The sequence below is a fragment of the Marinicella meishanensis genome, assembly GCF_019931145.1.
In the GTDB taxonomy this organism is placed as follows: Bacteria; Pseudomonadota; Gammaproteobacteria; order Xanthomonadales; family Marinicellaceae; genus Marinicella; species Marinicella meishanensis.
The window spans coordinates 374,510-397,773 of the sequence record NZ_JAIOUV010000004.1 but is presented as its reverse complement, the minus strand read 5'-3'; the positions used below and the strand labels follow the sequence as shown (position 1 = coordinate 397,773).

The 23,264-nt window shown below is 53.8% G+C and carries 25 protein-coding genes; 15 read left to right on the top strand and 10 right to left on the bottom strand.

The window, feature by feature from the left end:
• Positions 1-270: 270 nt before the first annotated feature.
• Positions 271-618: a hypothetical protein gene (locus K7G70_RS09055; RefSeq protein ID WP_223788304.1), complete on the top strand. Its 348-nt coding sequence runs from the start codon at positions 271-273 to the stop codon at positions 616-618.
• A gap of 451 nt (positions 619-1,069) precedes the next feature.
• Here the strand turns inward: K7G70_RS09055 and K7G70_RS09050 are convergent, their stop codons facing one another.
• Together K7G70_RS09050 and K7G70_RS09045 are read right to left on the bottom strand one after the other, a co-directional pair.
• Positions 1,070-1,747, bottom strand: coding sequence for a zinc metallopeptidase (locus tag K7G70_RS09050; protein ID WP_223788303.1), 678 nt, complete (start codon positions 1,745-1,747; stop codon positions 1,070-1,072).
• A 436-nt stretch (positions 1,748-2,183) separates the two neighbouring features.
• Positions 2,184-4,055, bottom strand: coding sequence for a SpoIID/LytB domain-containing protein (locus K7G70_RS09045; protein ID WP_223788302.1), 1,872 nt, complete (start codon positions 4,053-4,055; stop codon positions 2,184-2,186).
• A 203-nt stretch (positions 4,056-4,258) separates the two neighbouring features.
• Between K7G70_RS09045 and K7G70_RS09040 the strand changes: the two genes are divergently transcribed.
• The 4 genes from K7G70_RS09040 to K7G70_RS18055 all read left to right on the top strand — a co-directional run bounded on the left by K7G70_RS09040 (position 4,259) and on the right by K7G70_RS18055 (position 7,145).
• Positions 4,259-4,660 carry a GFA family protein gene (locus K7G70_RS09040; RefSeq protein ID WP_223788301.1) on the top strand — a complete coding sequence of 134 codons (402 nt, stop codon included), beginning with the start codon at positions 4,259-4,261 and terminating at the stop codon, positions 4,658-4,660.
• Between the two features lie 93 nt (positions 4,661-4,753).
• A complete protein-coding gene (pip, locus tag K7G70_RS09035; protein WP_223788300.1) occupies positions 4,754-5,698 on the top strand; it encodes a prolyl aminopeptidase in 945 nt (314 codons plus the stop codon).
• The gene (locus K7G70_RS09030) at positions 5,699-6,181 is read left to right on the top strand and encodes a pyridoxamine 5'-phosphate oxidase family protein (RefSeq protein WP_223788299.1); all 483 of its coding nucleotides are present in this window, start codon (positions 5,699-5,701) and stop codon (positions 6,179-6,181) included. It begins immediately after the preceding gene.
• Positions 6,182-6,314: 133 nt separating this feature from the next.
• A complete protein-coding gene (locus K7G70_RS18055; protein WP_223788298.1) occupies positions 6,315-7,145 on the top strand; it encodes an acyl-CoA thioester hydrolase/BAAT C-terminal domain-containing protein in 831 nt (276 codons plus the stop codon).
• Here the strand turns inward: K7G70_RS18055 and K7G70_RS09020 are convergent.
• The 3 genes from K7G70_RS09020 to lexA are packed head-to-tail and all read right to left on the bottom strand — an operon-like array spanning position 7,130 to position 9,941.
• Positions 7,130-8,026 carry a TIGR03915 family putative DNA repair protein gene (locus tag K7G70_RS09020; RefSeq protein WP_223788297.1) on the bottom strand — a complete coding sequence of 299 codons (897 nt, stop codon included), beginning with the start codon at positions 8,024-8,026 and terminating at the stop codon, positions 7,130-7,132. The two genes, K7G70_RS18055 and K7G70_RS09020, sit on opposite strands and share 16 nt — an antisense overlap.
• The gene (locus tag K7G70_RS09015) at positions 8,023-9,318 is read right to left on the bottom strand and encodes a putative DNA modification/repair radical SAM protein (protein ID WP_223788296.1); all 1,296 of its coding nucleotides are present in this window, start codon (positions 9,316-9,318) and stop codon (positions 8,023-8,025) included. The genes K7G70_RS09020 and K7G70_RS09015 overlap by 4 nt, the downstream gene beginning before the upstream one ends.
• Positions 9,318-9,941, bottom strand: a complete 624-nt coding sequence (lexA, locus tag K7G70_RS09010) for a transcriptional repressor LexA (protein ID WP_223788295.1) — start codon at positions 9,939-9,941, stop codon at positions 9,318-9,320. Before lexA ends, K7G70_RS09015 begins: the two co-directional genes overlap by 1 nt.
• Before the next feature lie 95 nt (positions 9,942-10,036).
• Here lexA and K7G70_RS09005 point away from each other — a divergent pair, with 95 nt between their 5' ends.
• A complete protein-coding gene (locus tag K7G70_RS09005) occupies positions 10,037-10,384 on the top strand; it encodes a nuclear transport factor 2 family protein (RefSeq protein WP_223788294.1) in 348 nt (115 codons plus the stop codon).
• A 35-nt stretch (positions 10,385-10,419) separates the two neighbouring features.
• Here K7G70_RS09005 and K7G70_RS09000 read toward each other — a convergent pair whose 3' ends face one another.
• Positions 10,420-10,740 (bottom strand): DMT family transporter, encoded by a 321-nt coding sequence (locus K7G70_RS09000; protein ID WP_223788293.1) that lies wholly within the window; start codon positions 10,738-10,740, stop codon positions 10,420-10,422.
• A gap of 194 nt (positions 10,741-10,934) precedes the next feature.
• On the opposite strand from K7G70_RS09000, the gene K7G70_RS08995 reads away from it, so the two are divergent.
• The gene (locus K7G70_RS08995) at positions 10,935-11,519 is read left to right on the top strand and encodes an NAD(P)H-dependent oxidoreductase (RefSeq protein WP_223788292.1); all 585 of its coding nucleotides are present in this window, start codon (positions 10,935-10,937) and stop codon (positions 11,517-11,519) included.
• On the opposite strand, the gene K7G70_RS08990 is transcribed toward K7G70_RS08995, so the two are convergent.
• Positions 11,505-12,395 carry an alpha/beta hydrolase gene (locus tag K7G70_RS08990; RefSeq protein ID WP_223788291.1) on the bottom strand — a complete coding sequence of 297 codons (891 nt, stop codon included), beginning with the start codon at positions 12,393-12,395 and terminating at the stop codon, positions 11,505-11,507. The genes K7G70_RS08995 and K7G70_RS08990 overlap by 15 nt on opposite strands.
• A gap of 331 nt (positions 12,396-12,726) precedes the next feature.
• Here K7G70_RS08990 and K7G70_RS08985 point away from each other — a divergent pair, with 331 nt between their 5' ends.
• Positions 12,727-13,176, top strand: a complete 450-nt coding sequence (locus K7G70_RS08985) for a hypothetical protein (protein ID WP_223788290.1) — start codon at positions 12,727-12,729, stop codon at positions 13,174-13,176.
• A gap of 107 nt (positions 13,177-13,283) precedes the next feature.
• Entirely contained in the window at positions 13,284-13,709 is a 426-nt protein-coding gene (locus K7G70_RS08980) for a hypothetical protein (RefSeq protein ID WP_223788289.1), read from the top strand.
• A gap of 9 nt (positions 13,710-13,718) precedes the next feature.
• On the opposite strand, the gene K7G70_RS08975 is transcribed toward K7G70_RS08980, so the two are convergent.
• Positions 13,719-14,231 (bottom strand): DUF6265 family protein, encoded by a 513-nt coding sequence (locus K7G70_RS08975; RefSeq protein ID WP_223788288.1) that lies wholly within the window; start codon positions 14,229-14,231, stop codon positions 13,719-13,721.
• A gap of 207 nt (positions 14,232-14,438) precedes the next feature.
• Here K7G70_RS08975 and K7G70_RS08970 point away from each other — a divergent pair, with 207 nt between their 5' ends.
• Positions 14,439-15,788 (top strand): hypothetical protein, encoded by a 1,350-nt coding sequence (locus K7G70_RS08970; protein WP_223788287.1) that lies wholly within the window; start codon positions 14,439-14,441, stop codon positions 15,786-15,788.
• A gap of 28 nt (positions 15,789-15,816) precedes the next feature.
• Here K7G70_RS08970 and K7G70_RS17900 read toward each other — a convergent pair whose 3' ends face one another.
• Together K7G70_RS17900 and K7G70_RS08965 are read right to left on the bottom strand one after the other, a co-directional pair.
• Positions 15,817-15,948, bottom strand: a complete 132-nt coding sequence (locus tag K7G70_RS17900) for a hypothetical protein (RefSeq protein ID WP_255589928.1) — start codon at positions 15,946-15,948, stop codon at positions 15,817-15,819.
• A 57-nt stretch (positions 15,949-16,005) separates the two neighbouring features.
• Positions 16,006-17,205 carry a M12 family metallo-peptidase gene (locus tag K7G70_RS08965; protein ID WP_223788286.1) on the bottom strand — a complete coding sequence of 400 codons (1,200 nt, stop codon included), beginning with the start codon at positions 17,203-17,205 and terminating at the stop codon, positions 16,006-16,008.
• A 207-nt stretch (positions 17,206-17,412) separates the two neighbouring features.
• On the opposite strand from K7G70_RS08965, the gene K7G70_RS08960 reads away from it, so the two are divergent.
• The 5 genes from K7G70_RS08960 to K7G70_RS08940 all read left to right on the top strand — a co-directional run bounded on the left by K7G70_RS08960 (position 17,413) and on the right by K7G70_RS08940 (position 23,263).
• Positions 17,413-19,446, top strand: coding sequence for a tetratricopeptide repeat-containing sulfotransferase family protein (locus tag K7G70_RS08960; protein WP_223788285.1), 2,034 nt, complete (start codon positions 17,413-17,415; stop codon positions 19,444-19,446).
• Positions 19,447-19,520: 74 nt separating this feature from the next.
• On the top strand, positions 19,521-20,876 hold the full coding sequence (locus K7G70_RS08955; RefSeq protein ID WP_223788284.1) for an RAD23 family protein: 1,356 nt from the start codon (positions 19,521-19,523) through the stop codon (positions 20,874-20,876).
• 104 nt (positions 20,877-20,980) lie between these two features.
• Positions 20,981-21,499 carry a GNAT family N-acetyltransferase gene (locus K7G70_RS08950; RefSeq protein ID WP_223788283.1) on the top strand — a complete coding sequence of 173 codons (519 nt, stop codon included), beginning with the start codon at positions 20,981-20,983 and terminating at the stop codon, positions 21,497-21,499.
• Positions 21,496-21,885, top strand: a complete 390-nt coding sequence (locus K7G70_RS08945) for a hypothetical protein (RefSeq protein WP_223788282.1) — start codon at positions 21,496-21,498, stop codon at positions 21,883-21,885. Before K7G70_RS08950 ends, K7G70_RS08945 begins: the two co-directional genes overlap by 4 nt.
• Before the next feature lie 25 nt (positions 21,886-21,910).
• A complete protein-coding gene (locus K7G70_RS08940; RefSeq protein WP_223788281.1) occupies positions 21,911-23,263 on the top strand; it encodes an MATE family efflux transporter in 1,353 nt (450 codons plus the stop codon).
• Position 23,264 lies beyond the last annotated feature (1 nt).

Below are 23,264 nucleotides of genomic sequence, written 5' to 3'. Positions count from 1 at the left end.
GACTTTACATAAAATTTAAATAAAAAATTTGGTTGGTTATAGAACTTCAACCTGGATGTATCTGTTGGCATCCTTGCCAACAGCCCTGCGGGTGCTGCGCATGGTAAAACGGCAGTCCTGCCGTTTGATCCCGGGTCAAGCCCGAGGATGCCGTAATTTTGGTTTTTTAGAAGTGTCGATCTTTGTTCTCAGAATTTAAGACCGATGGAATGGAAATTGTCTGTTAGTCGGGCATCGCGAACAGTGGACATACAATTTAATGGAGTTGTCATGAGTAACAAAAAATACGATGATGAAAAGGAATTAAACCGTTACGTTTTGGGTTATTACACTGGATTGCTAACCCGAATTGAATCACTGGGACTGGCTGCTGCATCGGCAAAAAGTGAGAAGATGATTGATATGTTGCGTCAAAAGTGGGGTGCTCAAAATAACCCTGAAGTGGTGGAGGCATTGTCTCAAGGGATAGAGCGTTTCAGAACCACTGTGAGAAACCGAATTTTGACGGAACATGCCGATGAAGTGTTCATCAACCGTTGTCCAGAGTGTAAAAAATTGGTGGCAACACCCAGAGCACAACTCTGTTTGTGGTGTGGGCATATTTGGAAAGACGTGTAGGATGGGCTTTGCCCATCGTTGATCTTACATCCATGTTTGCCAAGTCCGGGATGACGAAAAAAAATGTTGTCATCTTGAGCGCAACAAAGTGGAGTCGAAAGATCTGGTGAAGGTAAGGGTGTCATTGAATCAAATCGCGATGAATTGATGAGGTCCCTCGCCTCCATGGATGGGGGTGTGCCGTGTGAGCAGGACGCGGTAACGGCCGCCTCCATGGGTGGAGGTGTGCCGTGTGAGCAGGACGCGGAAACGGCCGGTTCGCTCCTTAAAGACAACACTCAAGATCGCTGAGCTTGTCGAAGCGAATATGACGCTTGAGCATTTTCCTTAGCAATAAAGACACTTCGACAAGCTCAGTGACATTAATCGATATTTCCTCTTAAAGTCAGGAGGTCACGCGACTCGCTTTGCTCGCTCGGGATGACAGTGGTTCTTTTTTGTTCAATCCACTTCAGCGCACCAACCTGAGCCAACGCCACAGGTTCAAGATGTCGGCCAGGGCGGCAGCGACATAAGTGTAGGCGCAGGCTTTGAGGATTTGGCGGGCATGGGGGAGTTGTTCTTCGGTGATGTAGCCTTCGGCCAGGATCGGCATGGCTTTGTTGAAACTGGCGTCGTACTCTTCGGGCAACACCGCCACGTGCATCAACACCGATACCAGCATGGTCAACACGCCAATCAGGATGGTGAGCAAGGCCAGTTGGGGGATGCGGAACAGCAAACCGATGAGGGGGGAAATCAGCAGAAAGCTGATACCGAATTGTTGGATGCGGTGGGCATGGGTCAGGTATTTTTCGCGCAAGCGACTGATCGGTTCTTCGCGAAAAAATTGGATGGCATGGCCGACTTCGTGGGCGGCCACCGCCACCGCAGTCAATGACTTGCCATCGTACACTTCAGGGCTTAAGGACACGATTTTGTTTTGCGGGTCGTAGTAATCCTCGTCCTCTTCGCCTTTGACCACTTTCACCCCGGTCAATTCGAACCGTTTGATCAGGTGTTCGGCCAACTCGCTGCCGGTGCCATCCAAAGATTCGATGTGGGTTTGGTGCTTGCGCAGCACATGGCGCACCCACCATTGGGGGCCAAAGATGATCAGCAATAAGACAATGAACAACAGTATGGGCATAGGCTTTGAATTTAAGGCAACTGATGTTGTGGGTCAAGTGATCTGGTGTAAACCCTGTTTCACATGCCTGTGGTAACCACAGAACATACCCCTCAGTCCACTCTCGGCCGATACCGCTCCTAGCTCGCTCGGCACCCCCACACCCCTGTAGGCGCCGGTCTCTGATCCGGTCTCGACTCATGCACCCACATCCCTGTAGGCGAGAGGGGAGGTAAAAAACACATCCCTTAGTCCCCTATTGAATTGTCATTCCGACCGGACGCTGAGGGTGGAGGTATCTCGTGTCATTTGTAGATCCCTGGCCTACATGGATGTAGGTCTGCCGCGTTAGCAGGACGCGGAAGCGGCCCGCTCGTTTCACTCGGTCGGGATGACAGATTTTGATGAGTGACGGTTCGTAAGAGACAAGGGGAGGTCTGACAGTCAAAATGATCAATCAGAACGAATCCCGAAAGATCAAATCATTGGCTGCCAGCACTTGCAATGCCGCCGGTTCGGTGGTGGTTTGCAGCAACCAGTCAATGGCTGAAATTTGGCCGTTGTCATCGACGTCCAGGTACAAGGCGGTGACCAGGTCAAAATTGCCGGGGGTGACGATGGGGTCCAATTGAAAAGACCGCTGCAGGACCGAAGTACCGGCTTGGTTGATGGCGAATGCGAGGTCGTTGGCCGGGTCTGAATAATAGCTCATGCCATCATACAGACTCGCACCCAGCAGCAGTGGACCAAAGGGGTGGTTGGCATCACTGGCATTGAACACCTCGTAGTCAATGGTGAATTGATCTTGGACAGCGATGACAGGCACATCGGTGGCGATGGCGTCCAGCCGCACCGGGGTGCTGGCATATTGACTGCGTTGGCCGGAGGGGTTGTTGTTGGCGTTGTAATAAAAGTCGACGATGTCGGCAAAGGTGGCACCGTCCAGGGCCTGAAATTGGGTGCCCCATTGTGACATGCCCCGACCATGACCAAAACAACCCAGTCCGGTGGACAAAGGGTCGGCCAAACAGGTCCAACCGGTGGCCGGTGAACCGACCGCGCCGTCACCACAGGACAGATCGGTGTTGCTGCAATTCAAGCCATCATTGGGGTCATCCCAGCTGTTGTTTTGGGCTGAATATTCCGAGCGCGCCAATTCACCATTCAAATCCAGCATGATGCCGTTGGTGGCCAAGGCGGCATTGATCGGGTTGGTATAGCCAGTGAATTCAAAGGCCTGACAACAGGGTCCGGCACAAATGTCATAGCCGGTATAGACCTGATTCAACACATGCCAGGCGCCGTAGGAGCGGTAGGGGATGGTGCCGGCTTTCAGGCTGTCGGCATCCCAAGACGAGATCCATTCATTGTCCAGTCCGCGTTGCACATAGGTTTCCAGCGAGTAAACCTGGCTGGTGGTGCAATTACCGCCACAACAACTGCCGCCAGAACCATCAAAACCAACCCGAATGCTGGTCGGTGGCGTTAAAAAAACCGCGCCGGTTGACCGTTCTCTGGGACTGGCAACACCACCGATGCTGGGCTCATGTTGTTGTTTGGCCTGCAGCCAAGCAGGATCAATGGGCTGATTGTTAAGGCCTGATAAGGGGTGGGATAAACTGATTGTTTTCAGGCCTGAACCTGGCTGCATATCAATCACCAATGACAGCGGTGAGTGGGTGTCGACTGCGGTCCAACGCTGGGACTGAAACCCGCTGTGTTCAAAGGAAAGGTCAACGGACTTGGGCAGTGGTTCAGCAACGGCAAACAAGCCGAGATGATCGGTAAAGACTTGGCTCTGGAATTGATCCCCGGAGATGGTGACGGCGACATCGGCCAAGGGCAAAGCCGTGGCTTGGTCATACAGGTGACCACAGATGATGGCTTGGTCACAGGCCTTGGTGGCTCCAGTTGTCCCAGCTGTCCCAGTCGTCCATGCTGTTTTGGGGCCTTGATTGGCGGGGTCTAACATGATTTGGGTGATGGGGATGGGCGAGTGGGCCTCCACCCAGGTTTGCAGCGGCTGGTAACCGGCTGCCGTGACACGCAAAACCTGCAGGTGTTGGTTGGGTGGCAACTGGAAAAAATAACCTGCCGGTTGCAGGTTGTGTTGTTGGATCACCGGCACACGGCTTGGTAACTGTTGGCCCAGTTTGATGCCTTGCCATTGTTGGTGGGTTAAGGCGGCTGGGTTGATGGATTGCACCACAATGTCGGCTTCGAGGGCGGCCCCGGTTTGGCTGTCACGGACGGTGAATCGTTGGCCTTGGCTCCAGGCTGATTGTCCCAACAAGAGCAATATGAAGGCGATCAGTTTTCCGGTGTTCATGGCATGTGTGTGGTGCGTTGATGCGTTCAATATACCACAAATGAAGGACTTGCCACCTTGAACCAGTCTTGTCTGACATTCAGGCCAACAGTTTTGATTGAACACACCTTGAAGTGTTCTGGTGAAGGTGCTTCGACAGTCGTACATTGCATTCTGCGGCCGTTGGTTTTAAGGTGGTGGGCTGTGATCAACGGAGAAAGGGCATGCTCAAAGGGGCTTGTAACTGCGGGGCGGTGGCGTTTGAAATACAGGCGCCGATTAAAGACATCTGTGTCTGTCATTGTTCGATTTGTCGGCGGGCTTCGGGGGTGCATGGCATGGCGGTGTTGGTGGTGGCGCAAAGTGCCTTCACCTGGGTTCAGGGCCAGGACCAGATGAGTCATTGGCAAAAACCCGGTCATGACTGGGCCACCTCATTTTGTCGCTGCTGTGGCTCCACTTTGCCAGGTCAGAATGACACCGAGCGGTTGTTTGTGCCGGCTGGCTTGATCTTTGAAGGGTCAGCAAACCTGCAAGTGGCGCACCACATTTTTGTCGGTTCCAAAGCCCCCTGGTTCGAAATAGGCGATGGCGGCAAACAGCACCCTGAGGCATTTGAGGGATGACGATTTGTGGCCTCTTGCCCAGGCTTATGTCATGGTTCGCAAGAAGGGGCTGATTAACTATAATGGGTTCATCCATGACCCAATGAGCCAACCATGAGCAAAACCCTGTATCCAGCCATCGAACCCAACCAGTCTTTTCATCTGCCCGTCAGTGACGTGCACCAGACCTATGTGGAAACCTGTGGCAACCCAGATGGGCTGCCGGTGGTGTTTGTGCACGGGGGGCCGGGCGCGGGTTGTGGGGAGGATGACCGCTGTTTCTTTGATCCAGCCAAATACCACATCGTGTTGTTTGATCAACGCGGGTGTGGCCGGTCCAAGCCCTTGGGTGATTTGACCAACAACACCACCCGTGAACTGGTGGCGGACATCGAGACCATTCGTGAGCACCTCAACATCGACCGTTGGGTGGTGTTTGGTGGGTCCTGGGGTTCGACCCTGAGTTTGGTCTATGCCCAAACCCACCGCCAACGGGTGCTGGGCTTGATCGTGCGCGGGGTGTTTTTTGGCACCCCCGAAGAAAACCGCTGGTTGTGGCAGCAAGGCTTGAGCCGCTTCAACCCAGAGGCCTATGAACGGTACATGGACCTGGTGCCCATGACCCAAAGGGATCAAATCTTGCAGGCTTATTACGCCATGATGACCAGCGGTGATGCCCAGCTGCGCCAACGGGCGTCTTATGAAATGATGCGCTGGGAAGAGGCGGGATTCACCATGCTCGACAATGAAGTGCCAGAGATGACCGATGATTTTCCCTGGCACCAGGGTTTGTTGGAAGCGCATTATTGTGTGCACAACTGTTTCATCGAAGACCGGCCCATCGAAGAACACTTGGCCGTGTTGCGCGGCATGCCGGTGTACATCGTCAATGGCCGCTATGACATGCTGTGCCCACCGGCCAAAGCCCACCAATTACATCAAGCCCTACCCGATTCTCACCTGGCCGTGGTCGACCGGGCGGGCCATGCTTCGAAAGAACCGGCGATGGTGGATGCCCTGGTCAGTGCCACCGATGCGATGTTGACGCGTTTGGCTTGAATGGTGCTGGATCAGTCAGTCAGGCAGTCCCTTAAAGAGGCTGTGTTGTGTTGGTTGGCCACCGCCGATGCCAACGGCAACCCGAGGGTGTCGCCCAAAGAAATATTCTCCGCTTATGGCAGCGATGAAATCATCATCGCCAACATCGCCTCACCCAACAGCGTCAAGAACTTGCGGTCCAACCCATCGGTTTGTGTCAGCTTCATCCACGTGTTCAAACAAAAGGGCCACCAAGTGTTCGGTACCGCCCGGTATTTGACCGCCAAAGACAACGGTTTCACCGAGCGTCTGGCACCACTGCAGGCCATGGCCGGAGACGCTTTTCAAATCCTCGGCATCATCCAAATCCAGGTCTCATCGGTGGCCCCCATGGTGGCCCCCAGTTACCGTTTTGTGGCCGGTACCAGCGAAGCTCAAATGATCAAAGCAGCGGCATCTACTTATGGTGTGCAATTGACCCACAAACCTCCGACTGAAGATTGAAATTGTCAGAAAACACTGATTGCCAGAGCTCATGTGGGTGTCAAGGGTCAAGGGTAAAAGTGAACACAGGCACATGGTTCATTGAAAGAGATGTGGTAACCTACTCGACAGTCAAAAGGAGGTCATTATCGCCGTGAGACATGTCATTATTTGGTTGGGTTTGTTGGTCAGTGGCGTGTTGCAGGCCCAGTTGCCAGAACGGCATGGTGCCTTGGACACCCAATTGTATCTGGGTGATGGCAAGCAGCAGCCTTTGGTGGTTGGTTTCGGTGGTAGCGAAGGCGGAAATGCCTGGACCAGTGACCGTTGGCAAACCACCCGCGAGGCATTCAATGAGGCCGGATTTGCCTTCTTGGCAGTGGGTTATTTTGGTTTGCCCAACGCATCACAGCAATTGGATCGCATTTCATTGGATGCCATCCATGAAACCATCATGGCGCACAGTCAGAACCCCCAAATTGATCCACACAAGCTCATTTTGATCGGCGGATCCAAAGGCGGTGAGTTGGTGTTGAATCTGGCCAGCCGTTATCCTGATTATCAAGCGGTGGTGGCCCTGGTCCCCAGTCATGTCAGCTTCCCAGGGTTGACCTTCAACATGGACCATTCTTCTTGGACCCATCAAGGCAAGGAGGTGCCTTTTGTCAAAGCAACACCCAAAATCGTTGGCCCCAGGATGACCGGTGACCTTCACCAGGTTTTTACCCTCATGTTGGAAGATGTGGATGACCGCCATGAAGCGCTGATACCGGTGGAAAAAATCAATGGTTCGGTGTTATTGATTTCTGCCCAACATGACGAGGTGTGGCCGTCCACCTTGATGTCTGAGAAGGTGATCCTCAGGCTGCAGCAAAAATCATTTCAACACCCCCACGCCCATTGGCCCATTGATGGCGACCATGCCTCGGTGTTGGATCAGTTCCCCCAAATCATTGCCCATTTGAAAGCTCAGTTCATCCATTGATCTGGGGCTGAATTCGATGGGTATTGCTTGCTTCTGATGGCATCTTGCTGTTGGCGCAGTTTTTTTGATTTGAGTCGCAAGCGGTCCGGGTCATTGGGGGCTTGATCCAACATGGTTTGGGTGCGTTGACCCGAACCGTTGGCCAGGTCATTGATCAATGCCGCCTCTGGCAGGTTGTCCCAGTATTTTTTTGGCATCTCACTTTGCATGGCTTGGGTTTTCAGACGCGCTGGGTTGAAAATGTGGCGGTAGTACTGCAGCCAGTATTTGTCCATGTCATCAGACATTTGACCCTGGATTAAGGCATTTGGTTGGTCGACGCCAGGGGTGATTTGTAGGCGGTTCTGGTCCCAGTGGGCGCAAGCGTCGGGGGTCAGGATCGACCAGTTCATGGTGTTGAACCGTTTGACGAAAAAGTCGGCGGTGTCTGGCACGATCAGGTGGCTGGGTTCAAACCAGGACACATACCATTCGCGGTCATTGATCTGCTGTTTTTTGAACCGCACAAAGGCATGCATTTTGTGGGCATCCCGCCGCACCGCTTGGGCCATGTGACGCAGGCGCTTGACTTCAGGGTCGGTGACCAAATGCAGCAAGTGAGATTCACCATGGGTCAAGCGCCACAACAGGCTGTAAAGCAGGGCCCAGCGGCTTTCGTCCCGGTAACAGGCCGCGGCGCGGGCCAGTTTGATGAAGTTTTTTGGCACCTGCCCGGCGGCATAGGCGCGGCTGCTTTCGGCGGTGGCCGGCGGCGAATCGAAGGCCAATTGGGTTTGTTGTTGTCCCGACCAATTCACTGCAGTGGGGTGGATGCCTTGCTGCAGCAGCAACCTGGCTTGGTCCCGCCAATGGTTGAAATCCACCACCGCATCAATGTTCATGGAGCTGTCACCAGAGGCGTGGGCGGGGCTTGGAACAAGTCCAATTCTTGTTGCACCGGTGGGATGAAATGGCGCCGCAGGTTGTCTTGTTCCAGCAGACTGGCAGCAGGGGTGTGGTCCAGCGTTTCGATGAAGGGTCGACACTTGGGTAACGGCACCCGCATCGCTTGCAGGTCGGCCAAGCGCAAGCGGCGATGCCGCCGCACGCGGGTGATTTTGTGCGCGGTGCGGGCACCAATGCCAGGGATCCGCAACAACAATTCCAAGGGGGCCCGATTGACGTTGATGGGGAACCAGTCGCGGTGGCGAATGGCCCAAGCCAATTTGGGGTCGATGTGCAGGTCCAACATGCCGGCTTCAGGGCCAACAGTGGGCACAATTTCTTGGGTGGAAAAACCATAAAACCGCAACAACCAATCGGCTTGGTACAGCCGATGTTCGCGCACCAGGGGGGGTGCTTGTATGGGCAAAGCCGAGGAGGCATCGGGGATGGGGCTGAAGGCCGAATAGTAGACGCGGCGCATGCGATACTGGCTGTACAAGCGGTCCGAGGTTTGTAGGATGGTGCCGTCGGTTGAATCGTCGGCGCCAATGATCATTTGCGAACTCTGACCGGCCGGCGCAAAGTTGAATGTCGCTTGGCTGCGGCGGTTGCTGATGGTTTGGCGGTTTTTGCGTTGGGATTTGGCTTCGTCAATGCCAGCCTGCAGGCGTGACATGGTGGTGGTGATGCCCTGGATGCTCTTTTCCGGCGCCAGCATTTTCAGGCTTTGTTGGGTCGGAAGCTCGATGTTGATACTCAATCGATCGGCATACCGACCGGCTTCTTTGAGCAGTTCGGGTGAGGCATCGGGTATGGTTTTCAAGTGAATGTAACCTTTGAACCCATGTTTCAGCCGCAATTCTTTGGCCACCAGGGTGAGTTGTTCCATGGTGTGATCTTCGTCCTGGATGATGCCCGAGCTCAAAAACAAACCTTCGATGTAATTGCGCCGGTAAAAATCCAAAGTCAGTTTGACCACCTCAGCCACTGAGAAGCGCGCTTTGCGTACTTGGCTGGAAGCGCGGTTCACGCAATAACTGCATTCGTAAATGCAAAAGTTGGTGAACAGGACTTTCAACAAGGAGACACAGCGACCATCCGGGGTGTAGCTGTGACAAATACCGGTGCCGCCGGCCGAACCGATGCCCTGCCCCCCGGCCGAATCTCTGCGGGTGGTGCCACTGGAGGCACAAGAAGCGTCGTACTTGGCGGCATCGGCCAGCACCGCCAGTTTGTCCATCAACTGCATCAGTAACGGCGAAATTGACCGACCAACACACCTTGTATGGTCAGTTGTTCGGGGTGGTACTCCATCGGTTCCATGTCGCTGTTTTCCGGGATCAGACGGGTGGTTTGGGCATCCAGGAATTGGATCCGCTTCAGGGTGGTCTCCCAGCCGTTGATCATCACCGCCACGATGTCGTTCTGGCGGGCTTGGTTGGTGGCTTTGATCACCACCCAGTCCTGGTCCATGATGCCCACATCCTGCATCGACTGGCCTTCGACTTTCAGCACGAAGTGATCGTTGCCTGAGAGCATGGCGTTGATGTCAATGGTCTCATCATCGGCCACCGCTTCGATTGGTGAGCCGGCGGCAATGCGGCCCAGCACCGGCAGTTCACCGCTGTCTAAACTGATGCGCAAACCCTGTGGTGGTGGCGATTGCTGTGGGTTCAGCAAGGTGATGCCGCGGTTGGCGTTGCTGCGTTGGATGAAGCCTTTGTTTTCCAGGGCTTTCAACAAGCGGGAAATGTGGCCCATGGCCTTGATGTCCAAGCCCGCTCCGATGTCCACCAGCCGCGGTGGTTTTTGGTGGTGGTCGATGTAGTCCTTGATGAAATTCAAGGTGTCTTGTTCGCGTTCGGTCAACATCCCTAGATTATAGGGAACAAACAGGGAAAATACAATGCTTTTGTCACGGCCCAAATCGCTGCTTATAATGGGGTTTTGTCCCGGAGCCTGCCACCATGAAAACCCCCAGAGCCGTTGCCATTGAACAGTTGGCTGCCTACAACCGCTGTGATTTGGATGCATTTTGTGCCTTGTTTGCCGAGGATGCCAGCTTGATCGATTTGCCCTCGGGGCAGACCATCGCTGCCGGCATGCAGGAGATCAGGGCCATGTATCAAGACCGCTTTACCACCCCTGGTTTGGCCTGTCGGGTGCATGCCACCAACGACATCGGTGATTTTGCCATCGACCGCGAGACGGTGACAGGCCTGCCCGGTGGCCCAGTGGATGTGGTGGCCATGTACGAAGTCAATAATGAGCTGATCAGGCGGGTATTTTTCATCCGAGAACCCAGTGTCAGTTGATGGCTTCATGCCGGCCAGGCTGTGCTGAAATCAACTCATGGTTTAACAATTCCTGGCTGCAGTAAACAAATACCCAAAACAATCAAGCCCACCGCCAACCAAGATTGCAGTGACAAGTGGTGGTGAAAGACAAAGTGCTGGATCAATGCGGTCCCAAGCAAACCCGCACTGGTCCACACCGCGTAGGTGAAGGTCAAAGGCAAGGTTTTGACGGCCGCTGCCAGAAAATAAAAACTCAGGACCATGGTGACCACGACGATGGCAAGCAGGCTGAATTTGTGGTTGGCTTGGGCGGATGTTTTGAGTAAATTCACCCAAATGATTTCGAACAGGGATGACAGGATCAAGTATTTCATGTTGGCCTCGTGTGTATCAACGGGGCCGTCCCCAAATGCAGGTGAGTGGTCAGGTCGTCCTGACTTCATAGGAATGCGCATTGTAACGGCCCATTCGGTGATTAGCAAATGCTGTCGATGCTGAACATGACCTGGGTCAAGACATCCCAGCGCCAGCCTGGCTACAATGATCATTGATCCACCAGAGCAGTCCAATGACCCGCATTTTGTTGTTACAAGGCCATCCGTCGGCCACTGATGATCATTTGGCCCATGCCCTGGCTGCCGCTTATCAGGCTGGGGCCGAACACGCTGGGCATGAAGTCAGGCAGGTGGCTGTGGGCCAGCTTGATTTTCCCTGGATCCGCAGCCAACAACAATGGCAAGACAGTGCGGTCAACGCCGCCATCCAAGCGGTGCAAGCGGACATCCAATGGTGTCAACATTTGGTGCTGTTCTTCCCCTTGTGGATGGGCGGCATGCCAGCTTTGTTGAAGGCCTTTTTTGAGCAAGTGGCGCGCCCAGATTTTGCTTTTGCCATGGACGCCAAAAATCCCATGAAGATCAAAAAACTACAGGGCCGTTCGGCCCGGTTGGTGGTCACCATGGGCATGCCCGCTTGGGTTTATCGTTGGTATTTTCGGGCCCATGGGGTGCAAACATTGCGCCGCAACATCCTGCAATTCGTTGGCTTCAAACCGGTCAAGACCACCCTGATTGGTGGGGTCGATCAATTGGACTCAAACCAAGCACAACAGTGGTTTGAGCGGCTTCATGCCAGGGGCTCACTGGCCGTTTGATGCCCCCTGACTGGCGTTGGCCTGGGTGGCATTGAGCTGGGTTTTGACAAAGGCATCAATGCGCGCTCCCACATCCACCTCATCGGCAAACCAGGGGTGGATTTTCAGCACCATCTCGGCGTGGCCAACCTCCGGCAGCAGGGCTGTCTGCAGTGGAATTTGGTGCCTGGTCAACATGTTCTTGAAGGTGTCAAAATTGAAGCGGCTGACTTTTTTGTCGTCCATGCCATGCAACAACAGGATGGGGGGTTCGTCACCATTGACGTGGTTGTTGGCCAACATGACCGCAAAATTTTCGCGGCCAAAAGTGGCGACGAATTGGTGGTAGGTCGGGGTGAAATTGTAAGGTCCGGCCAAACCCACAAAACCCAACAACTCCTGCGGTTGCATACCCACCTGCGCCAAATAAGAGGCGTCGGTGGCCAGCAAGGCCCCGGTGTGGGCACCGGCTGAATGACCCACCAGCAGCAACTGTGCCGGGTTGCCGCCGTGCTCAGCGATGTGTTGCTTGACCCAAGCGGTGGCCTGGGCCACGTCTTGCACAAAAGTTGGGAAGCGGCCCTCGGGGTATTTGATGTAATCAGGAATCACCACCACATAACCGCGCCGGACCAAGGCGTCGGCCACGAAATGGTACTGGTCTTTGCTGCCTTTGTACCAGCCACCGCCATGGATGAACAACACCACCGGTGCACTGGACGCTTGGGGATAAACGTTGAGCCGCTGCCAGTCTTGTTCGCCATAGGCCACGTCTTTGATGACATCGACCCAATGGGTTAACTTGATTGCCGAATTAACCACGAACAAGCCGGCTCCATTGCTTTGTGCCGTGCCACAGAGCAACCACAGGAGGATCATCACAGCGAAAAATTTCATGGATATGTTCAGTTCAGCCACACAAAAACCAAATCGAAAGTTTAGCAAATAAGGGGTGAAATCCCGGTTAAGAGGGGGTTGGTCCGGGGAGTGAGCTGGCTTGTCTTAATGATAACTTTCGGTTGATTTAAGGCGGTACTAACAAGTTAAAAATATACATATATGCAACAAAATATTTACCAAATGAAAACATAATATTAACCGCCCAAGGCTATCATGAGGCCAGTTCTGAGGGCGCTTGGGTCAGTATCAGGCCCTGAGTTAACTGCATCAGAACCCCAGCCCAATCCTCCGATTGGGTCTCAATAAATAATGAATGAGAGAGTAAACCATGAATAAATCCTTGAAAACCTTGTTAACCATTGCTTCGCTGTCATTGGCTGGTACTGCTGTGGCCAAAGAATTATCCGCAGAAGAAGATTTGGCCTTGGCCTTGAAAGCCTTACCTGAAGCGGCTGATGATTTGGACAGCGGCCCCATGAACAAATCTTCGGCCATCCGCATGAAGTGTTTTGTCGACACCCCGGCATATGACATGTATACCTATGATTTCTGTGCCAGTGCCGCTGCCGCCAGGACCACCACGGCGGTGTTCAAAATCGACAATGTTCCCACCGGCGCTACCATCAACTGGTCAAACAGCCATTGTCAATCCAACAACAGTTTGTGCTTTGTGCCAATCCGGCAGTATCGGTCCGTCACGGTCAATGCCACGGTGCTGAAGCCCAACGGCACTTACACAAGCGTGTCGGCCACGGCCGAATACGAAGGCTTGTTTTGATCCGAACATGACCGAAAAACGGACCCAAGACGTCACCGCAGGTGACGTTTTGGCTTCATGGGGCCAGGGAATTTGTTATGATGGTCTGCTAACCGGAGGGCATCATCATGAATTCTATCAGCAAAAACATCCTGGCAGTCATCGCCGGATTTTTATTGGGCAGTGTGGTCAACATGGGTTTGGTCAGTGTGGGACCGCATGTGATTCCTTTGCCGCCAGGGGCCGATGTTTCTGACATGGCCAAACTCAAAGCCAGCATGGCATTGTTTGAACCGAAAAATTTTGTGTTTCCCTGGTTGGCCCACGCTTTGGGTACTTTGGCCGGTGCTTGGTTGGCGGCCCGCCTGGCCGCCAGTCACCCCATGCGTTGTGCCCTGGTTGTTGGCCTGGTGTTTCTGGCCGGTGGCATCACCATGGTGTATCTGACCGGTGGCCCGCTGTGGTTTGTGCTGGCAGATTTGGTGTTGGCGTATCTGCCAATGGCCTATTTGGGCGGAAAGCTTGGCAGCCCTCAAGCCAAGACCCGGGCTTGAGGACCCAAGTCACAACCGTTTGAACAACAGTTTTTCTTCTTTCACGCTGCCGTCGCTTTTGCGCATGGCCAGATAGGCGTGCATTTCCTGATCATTGATGCGGTAAAAGCTCAAACCAGAAAAGTGAATGGCGTCGTCTTCAATGGCCACCAATTTAAAATTCACATGGTCCTCTTTGCTTTCCCAGCTGACAAAATCGGCAGTGAAATGTTTGACCAGCAATGACAGGCTGTTGTCCTGTGGGGTGATCAGCATGATCTCATAAAAATTCACCCCCTTATCGGCACTGTACAGCTTGAACATGCCGACCATGGTGCCGGCACTGGGTGGGTTCCACACTTCTTCAAATTGTTGACCAAAAGCCGTGCCTTGCCAGGATCCAGCCAACCAGGCCACTTGTTCAATGCTGGCAGCGGGACGATCGGCCCCTGCAGCCAGACCAAAGGTGTGTTCGGTTTTGGGGACCTTGCCCCAGGCCAAGTTGGGAATAAGCAACAAGACGACCATAAACCATTGATTCATAAAATTTCTCCTCAGTTAGTTGTGTTTGAGACGAACCGGGTCAGGTGATTTCGACTCAGCTGTATCTTAAATTGGATTGGCTTGGTAGAAATCACAGAATTTCCTGTCATTTTAATTTACATTTTGTCATAATTCACAGGCGGGCTTCAGACCCACATGGATTATTCAGGCGAGTATCGTCAACCACATTTTATAAGGAGATAAATCATGAATCGTTCACCCAAGCTTTTAGTGGCAGCGTGTCTATTGTCGTGGATAAACATCAGCACAGCTCATCAAATCGAAGATTTTGCCTTCAACACAAAGCAAGCCAACAGCGATCAAGTCTTGACTCAGGCAATCGACGGTGGAATAGTTCAATCCAATGACAACCGCCGAGCCTTTGTGGTTGATGTGAAAGGATACATCAACAGTGATGGCACCAGAGAACCCTACGCCGCCTATCGCCATGCAATGGATGACATTGAAAACCGGGTTTTTGTTGGCTCTCAGACAGAAGATGATAAGCGTCCTCTGGCAATGGCTTGGAGTGCCGATGGAACACAACTGTATGCCATCAGTCGAACCGAACAAAAGAACCTGTTGAGCATCGATCCGATGACCGCAGCAGTGACTGAATTAGGTGGTCTAATTGGCTTGGGTTCAGGTCAATCAATCCAAGGCATGACGATCGATGAAGGCAACACTTGTTATGTCATTGCCACTGATGATCAAAACCATGACACTTTTGCTAGCCTGTACACGTGTGACTTATCCACGGGTGCGTTGAGTTTGGTGGGATCGCAATCAACGGCACCTGATTTGCACGACATCGCAGCGACGTGTGATGGCAAAATGTTTGGGGTCGATTCAGCCAGTAAAAGCTTGTATGAAGTTTACAAACAAGATGGCAGTGCCTCCTATGTGGGCACCATGGGAGTCAACTCCGATAATGGATTGTTCAACCTCACATTCGACCGAAAGTTTGGTCGGCTCTACCAGTATGTGTTGTCTACCTCGGGCATTTATACGGCATTTGCATTGGTTGATCAAAATGATGGCCAACTGACCTTCACCACAGACATCTACCGATTGGGCGTGATGGTGGGGGCCATCGAGTCGTCTTGTGATGAGCGGGTAGACAACTTTGCTTTGCACAGTGGTTTTGCCGGGGCCTGGATCAATCCCAACACCGGCGGTCAGGGCTTCATGCTCGATGTGTACCCCGACAGCGATGTGTTTTTTGCCGCTTGGTATACCTATGCGGATGACGACACCGGCACCAAGGCACTGGGTGATGCGGCGCATCGGTGGTTCACCGCTTCCGGTGCCGTGGGTGATGACCAAGTGGTGGAGTTGACTTTGTACAACTCAACCGGTGGGGTGTTTGATGACCCAGCCATGGTGGACACGCAGCTGGTGGGCAGCCTGACCATTGAGTTTGAAGATTGTACCTTTGGGCAAGTCAGCTATGAATTCAACGACTCGACATATGCCGGGACATTTCCCATTCAGCGGGTGGCCGCCGATAACATCGCGGCTTGTGAGGCCAGATCAGCGGCGTTGGTTGGCCAATAAGCAGCGCACTGAATCGCCTGGTCTGCGCTCAAAGCCGCATGAGGTTGATCAAGTCATGCAGGGTCGAGGCGTTGCATGCGGGTATAGCCTGGGCCAACAGCAGCAGCAAAGCTTTGACTTTGAGGCCGTGTTTGATCAGTAAATTTTCCAATGGATCCATGTTGATGATGGACCCAGGATCGCCAGTCGAGGCGATCCTGGGTTGTGCAGTAACGGTTTATTCGACACTGTCTTCAAAAATGGTGTCATTGGCCGGCACTTGAAATGCCGAAACGATGCTGGCAGTCAAGTCCAAGGAGCGGGCATTGTCACGGGTGTTGGCAACGCCGGTATCCAGGCCATTGAACTGCACATTGGGATTGGAAAAATACTGCCGCCGGGTGCAGCCGCTGGCACACTGGGCCGAATAGGACATCACGGTGCGGTACTCACCGTTGTGATAATGACCAAAAGACCATGGATAGGAAGCGGTGGCACTGGTCGCACTGGAGTCTTCAGGGTTGTGTTCCAGGCCCATGTTGTGACCGAATTCATGGGCAAATGACAGGTTGCCAACCGCGCAACTGCGCCGCGTGACCTGCACTGCAAAATCGGCAAACCCGGCGCCTGGGGTGCGCATCACATAGCCCCGGCCACAGCCACCCATGGACTCCACCAACATGGCCACCATGTCGGCCCCATAAGCGGTGCGCAGTTCATCCACATAACTGTCGCCTTGTAACCAAGACAAATCGGTTGAAGAGTTGCCGGTGTCGTTGTAGCCAAGTATTTGGGTGTGGGTCATGGTGCCCTCGGCGTCCACATTGCTGTTGCTGAATGACAGGTTCATGGCGTCAACCGCTGCTTGGGCCGTGGCCTCAATGGCCAAGGTGCCGCCGGCACCGGCGCGCGCTTGCGGGGTGTACAGCACCATCACATCAAATTCAATGGTGCCACCACTTTTGACTGTTGGCACGCCTTGTTGTTTGGCCTGAGACCAAGCGGCTGGTTCCTCACCATCGCAGTCGGGAAAGGCGGTGGTTTCCAATTCCGCGATGCGCATCACTTGTTGGTCAGCCGAACTGAATTCAAAGGTGCCAGATTTGGTGTACAAGGAGCCGGCATAGTGGCCACTGACCACGCTGATGAACAGTTGCTCTTCGGGCTGTCCCAGCAGGTGACCAAACCAACTGAAACGATTTTTGCCGTGGTGCTTGACGCGATCTGTCACCGCTGTGACTTGCATGCCGTTGGGTAATTGCAAGTCAAACTGCTTCGACCCTTCGGCCAACATGGCTTCGTTCACTTGTGCCAACATCGCCGATCGTTCAGTTTCAGGTAATTGTTGGTGGTTGAGTTGTTCGGTCTGAATGAACAGGTTTTTGGCCAGGGCCACATGGCTGCAGACCAACAGACAAAAGGTTGAAATTTTCTTCATGATTTTTCCCCAAAAAGGCTGATTTCATTGGTCAGCTCGGTTAATACACCCCATTCATGTTAGCGAGGGAAGGTGGCTTTGTCTTGAATTTCGTGGTTTTTTTTTGCAACAGCTGAGCAGATTGAGAAGCAATTCACAATTCAAGCCAATCAGCACAAGGCCATGCAAGGCTTGTATAATGGCCCCATTATCATTGACCGACAACCCATGAGTGACCCCAAAAAGTCTCAGTCAGCGGCCCAACTGTTGGCCCAAGGTGAAACCCAACAGGCCATAGCGCAGTTGACCGCACAACCCCATGATGAAGCCAGCCAGGTGCAGTTGCGGGAGTTGTACATTGGCGAAAATGACGTGGAAAAAGCCATGCCTTTGTTGCAAACCATGGCATCAACAGATTCGGCCGAAGGGTTGGTGTCGGCTTCGATTCTGGCATTGATCCAGCAAGACCTCACCGCCGCGGTGTCACTGGCAGAGCAGGCCCTGCAGCGCCAAGGTGATTTGGCCACGGCTTACAACCACTTGGGGCGGGCCCTGCAAAACTCAGGCCAGTCTGGTAAAGCCATCAAGTCGTTCAAAACGGCCATCCGTTTGGACCCCTATTATGCCCAAGCCTGGCACAACCTGGGTCACACACGGCGGGCTTTGGGTGTCATGGATGAAGCGGTCAGTCATTACCAAAAAGCCATTGAATGTCAAGGCGGTTACCAATCGGCTTGGTACAATTGGGCCATCACCCAATCGGTGATGGAGCAGCATGAAGGTGCCTTAAAGACGTTTGATCAGTTGCTGAAAATCAATCCGCAGCACACCTTGGCCTGGGTCAACCAAGGTTTGGCCTGGCATGTGTTGGGCCAGCTGGAAAAAGCCATCGAATGCTATGACCGGGCCATGGATTTGGACCCTGATTTGGCCATGGTCTACAGCTACAAAGGGGTGCTGTTGAATGAAATGCAACAATCGGAGCAAGCCATCCGCTGTTTGCAGCATGCCCTGTCCTTGGATCCGAATGAAATCGATGCCTGGTGTGAGTTGTGTGATGTGTATGAAAAAACCAACCAGTTGGCCGCAGCAGAACAGGCCAATGCCAAGGCTTTGGCGCTGGATCCACAGCATCCCACGGCCTTAATCGATGCGGCCAGGATCGACAAACGCAACAAACAATTTGCCGCGGCATTGGCCAAACTGGAGCAAATACAGGTGGCGGCCTTGCCGGTGCGCAAAGCCACCGAATATTGGTTTGAACGGGGCGCCATCGCCGATCACAGTGGTGATTATGAAGCGGCATGGCAAGCTTATCGGCAAGCCAACGAATTGGCCCGGCAAAGCCCCCGGTTTCAAGCGGTTGACGCGACGGCCTTTGAACAACGTTTGGCGGGCATTCGACAACAAATTGCGACCCTGCAACCGCCACCCAAGGCCACCTTGTGGCAACGCCTGCGGGGTCAGGGGACTAATCAAACGACCGCTGTGGATGACCCCGAGTTGGGCAGTGATTTGTGTTTCTTGGTTGGTTTTCCACGCTCTGGCACGACGTTGATTGACACCATTTTGAGTGTCCATTCACAGGTCCATTCCATCGAGGAAATGCCCACCATCGAAACGGTGATCAAAGCCATCGGCCAAGCCGGTGGCCAACACCGCGATCCGCAATGGTTGGCGTCTGCCGATTGGTCCCATTGGCGGCAACTGTATTGGCAGCAACTCAAACAACACGCCACAGTGAGCCCTGGGCAGTTGGTGCTGGACAAATTGCCGTTGCGGTTCCTGGAAGTCGCCTTCATTCAGCAGTTATTTCCAGCGGCCCGGTTTGTGTTCATGCTGCGCCATCCAGGCGATGTGGTGATCAGTAACTTCATGCAGAATTATGTGCCGAACCAGGCATTTGTGCATTTCAGCCGCATTGAAGAGGCGGTCGATATGTATGCCCAGTGCATGGAGGTGTGGCAACAGTTGGCACCGCACTTGGGCCAACAATTGATGACGGTGAAGTATGAAGCCTTGGTCAGTCAACCCCAAACGGTGGTTGACAAATTGTGTCAATTCCTGCGCATTCCTTTTCAAGCCGAGATGTTGGACACCGATCGGCGGCTGGCCACCCGAGCGCGGGTCAGCACCAACAGTTATGCCCAGGTGGCCGAAGACATCAACCAAGGTTCAGTCAGCCGTTGGCGCAACTACCAGGCACAATTGGCGCCATATCAAGACCAGTTGCAAGCTTTGATCAAAGCATTTGGCTATTGATTTCTGGCCCATGGCGGCCTGAATGAACCCCATTGGTGTGCTGCGCAGGGGACTGTTGAGCAGGAAGTCCTGGCATGTTCCGCCCCGCGCTGCTTGCCATCGCCCAGGAAATTGTTTACATTCAGGCTTTCAACAACGCCAATCAATTCATGGATCAGAATCAATTTAAAGTCATTTACACCGGTCAGTTGCAGGATGGATTCGAGTCGGATGCCGTCGCTGAGGCATTTGCCCAGCGGTTTAAATTGCTGCCGGCCAAAGCCAAGAAAATCATTGAGGCCGGTCGCGAAGTGGTGGTCAAGTCCAGTGCCGAGCACGTCAAAGCTTACAAAATGAAGTCGTTGCTGGAGTCCATTGGCATGGTGGTGCGGTTGGAACGGGCGGCCCTGGTTAAGCCGCCAACTGTTACTGAACCCAGTCCGCCGCTCAGCGATGACCAACCGCCATCAGCGGAGGCGTCCGTGCCATCGGATCAGGCCCACAACACGGCTGAACCGAAAACAACCGCCACGCCATCCCAATCAAGCCCAACGACGCCAACCGCCGGCGCTTGGGAACTGGAGCCGATGGCAGAAGAATCAGCGCCTGCAGACGAGGCGGCGGCCGATTCTGCGGCCGACCTGGCGGCACCCACTCCTGCCACACCACCGGCGTACAATGACATGCGGCGACCGGACAAAGTGCTGGAGCCGGTGATTCAGAAAAGCGTTGAGGATGAACCCAGCAGCATCAACGAAGACGCCGCCGAAGAACCACCTCGAAGCACCCATCGCAGCCGCCAAGCGGCTCGGAAAAAAGGCCAGTCAACGGACCAAGCTGCCATGTGGAAGCTGGTGCAAACCATTGGCGGTTGGGTGTTGGGCATTGTCGGTGTGCTGTTCATATTAATCAAAAAATTTGGCTTGTTTAAATTCCTGAAAATAGGTGGCTTGGTGACCGCATCGGCATTTGCCGGCTACCAACCGGACGAAATCTGCATGGGCAATGCCCGGTGTGAAGCCGCGGTGGAAGATCAGGTAGACCATTGTTGGGAACAAGCCGGTATGGATGACATTGATGTGGAAGTCATGTCGGATGAAGCCTACGATGCCATCAAACCGAAGATCGAAGATGAGTTTGTGGGCTGTTTTCGTTATGAGGACACGCTCGATCGGGTGTTTGTATCACCCCTGGATTTGCGCCTGGATTTGATTGACAACTGCTACTTGAGTGACAACCCGGACTGTATGTCGCTGGCCGAATCACAATTCAAAAGTTGTTATGACCGCCACCAAATCGCCTACCTGGTGTCGGCCAACACCACGGATTTCTATCAAGAAGTCAGTGACCATGCCAACAACTTCAAAGGATATTATGCGTGCTTCCTGGACAACCAGGGTGGTCGCTTATTCAGTGACATCATCGATCAATGGGATGAGGTCTATTACTGAGTCCAGGCCACAGGACTGAAATCAGCGGGCCAGGGATGCGGTTGAGCCCTTGGCGCCCGTGAAAGCCTGACAACAGGGCGGCATTGATCAGTTACAATGGCTTCATGACTACCGCTGCCATCAGACCTGCCGGCCCCATCGATTTTGCCGACATCCTGCGCCTCAACCAGGCAGTGGTGCAGTGGACCGCGCCTTTGGCAACAGCCCGTTTGCAGCAATTACATGACTGGTCGGTGTATCACCGGGTCATCATGGTTGAGGATCAAGTGGCCGGTTTTTTACTGGTGATGCCTGATCACGTGGCTTATGACAGCCCCAATTACCGCTGGTTCCAACAGCACCACCAGGGCTTTTGGTATGTTGACCGCATCGTCATCAGTCCCGCTCTGGCCGGTCGGCATTTGGGCCTGAGGCTGTATGCAGATTTGTTTCATCTGGCCAAAATCCAGGGCATTGAACGGATTACCTGCGAATACAACTGCGTACCGATGAATCAGGCATCGGCCGCTTTTCATGCGTGTTTTGGCTTTCGCCAGGTGGCCACCCAATGGTTGGATGAGGGGCGCAAACAAGTCAGCTTGCAAGTGGCCGAAGTGGCCCGTTATCAGGAGCACAAATCATGAAACAGAAACTTTTTTTTGGCTGTTTGGCCTTGGTTGGCTTGATCAACTTTTTGCCGGTTTTGGGCCTGTTTTCTTTGGCTCAAATGAGCCAGGCTTATGGGGTTGAATTTACCCAGGCCGAGTGGGGTATTTTGATGCGCCATCGGGCTTTGTTGTTTGGTCTGTTGGGTGGCTTTGTGTTGGCCTCATTGTTCAAACCGGCCTGGCAAGCCCCCGCCTTGTTCATGGCCAGCCTGTCCATGTTGGGATTCATGGGCTTGGCTTGGCCGGTGGCGGCGTTGAATGCCGGCTTGGCCAAAATTTTTTGGATCGATCTGATCGGTCTGGTGCTGGCGGCTTTGGCTTGGCTGTTGTGGTGGTCAAGCAAGCGCGACCACACCGCATGAGTTTGGTAGTTAACAGGCGCGTGGCATGAAAGACCTGACCCAAGGCTCCATCCCCCGACACATCTTGGTGATGGCCATTCCCATTGGCATCAGCATGTTGATCCAGACCTTGTATTACCTGGTGGATTTGTATTTTGTCGGCCACTTGGGCCCGGCCTCATTGGCTGGCGTCAGTGCGGCTGGCAACGTGTCGTTTTTGGTCATTGCCTTGACCCAGGTGTTGGGGGTTGGCACCCAAACCTTGATCGCCCATGCGGTGGGCCGCAAAGATCGGGATGACGCCAATTGGGTGTTCAACCAATCCTTGTTGCTCTCGGCCTTGTTGGGCTTGATCACTTTGGCCGCAGGCTATGGCTTGAGTGGCTGGTATTTGCACACCGTGTCAAGCGATCCTGCCACCATCCGTGAGGGGTTGACGTATTTGTATTGGTACACCCCGGCCATGGCTGGGCAGTTTGCCCTGATCGCCATGGGTTCGGCCTTGCGGGGCACCGGCATCGTGATGCCCACCATGGTCATTCAACTGATCACCACGGTGCTCAACATGGTGTTGTCGCCGATGTTGATTCAAGGCTGGTGGTTCGCTGCGCCGATGGGGGTGGCCGGCGCTGGTCTGGCTTCCACCATTTCGGTGTGGGTGGCAGTTATTTTGTTGGCCTGGTATTTTTCACGCATGGAAAAATACGTCGAATACGCCGCCAGCAAGGTGCGCCCTCGCTTGTCGGTGTGGCGTCGCATGTTGGGCATTGGTTTACCGGCTGGCGGTGAATTCATGCTGATGTTTTTGTACATGGCGGTGATCTATTTTGCCATCAGTGAATTGGGGGCCGTGGCCCAAGCCGGTTTTGGACTGGGTTCCCGCATCATGCAATCGATGTTTCTGCCGGCCATGGCCGTGGCCTTTGCCGCACCGGCGGTGGCCGGCCAGAATTTCGGGGCCCGGTTGTTTGACCGGGTCAGGGCGACTTTCCATTGGGCGGCCGGCATGAGTTTGGGCATCATGGCGCTGTTGACCTGGGTGGCCTATGCGCAGCCGATGTGGTTGGTGCAAAGTTTTGCCGATGATGCCCAAGCCTTGGTCGTGGCCAGCACCTTCTTGCACATGATCTGTCTGAACTTCATGGCCTCAGGACTCATCTTCACCTGCTCCGGCATGTTCCAGGCCTTGGGCCACACCTGGCCTGCCATGTGGAGCACCGCCACCCGGTTGGTGACCTTTGCCATCCCGGCCATTTGGCTGTCGCGGCAAGCGGATTTTCGGATTGAACAATTGTGGGTGGCCTCGGTGATCACCGTGTACCTGCAGTTGGTGGTCAGTTGGTGGTTGTTGCAGCGACAGTTTCGCCGCAGTTTGTCGCCCGACGCAGCGGCGGTTTAAC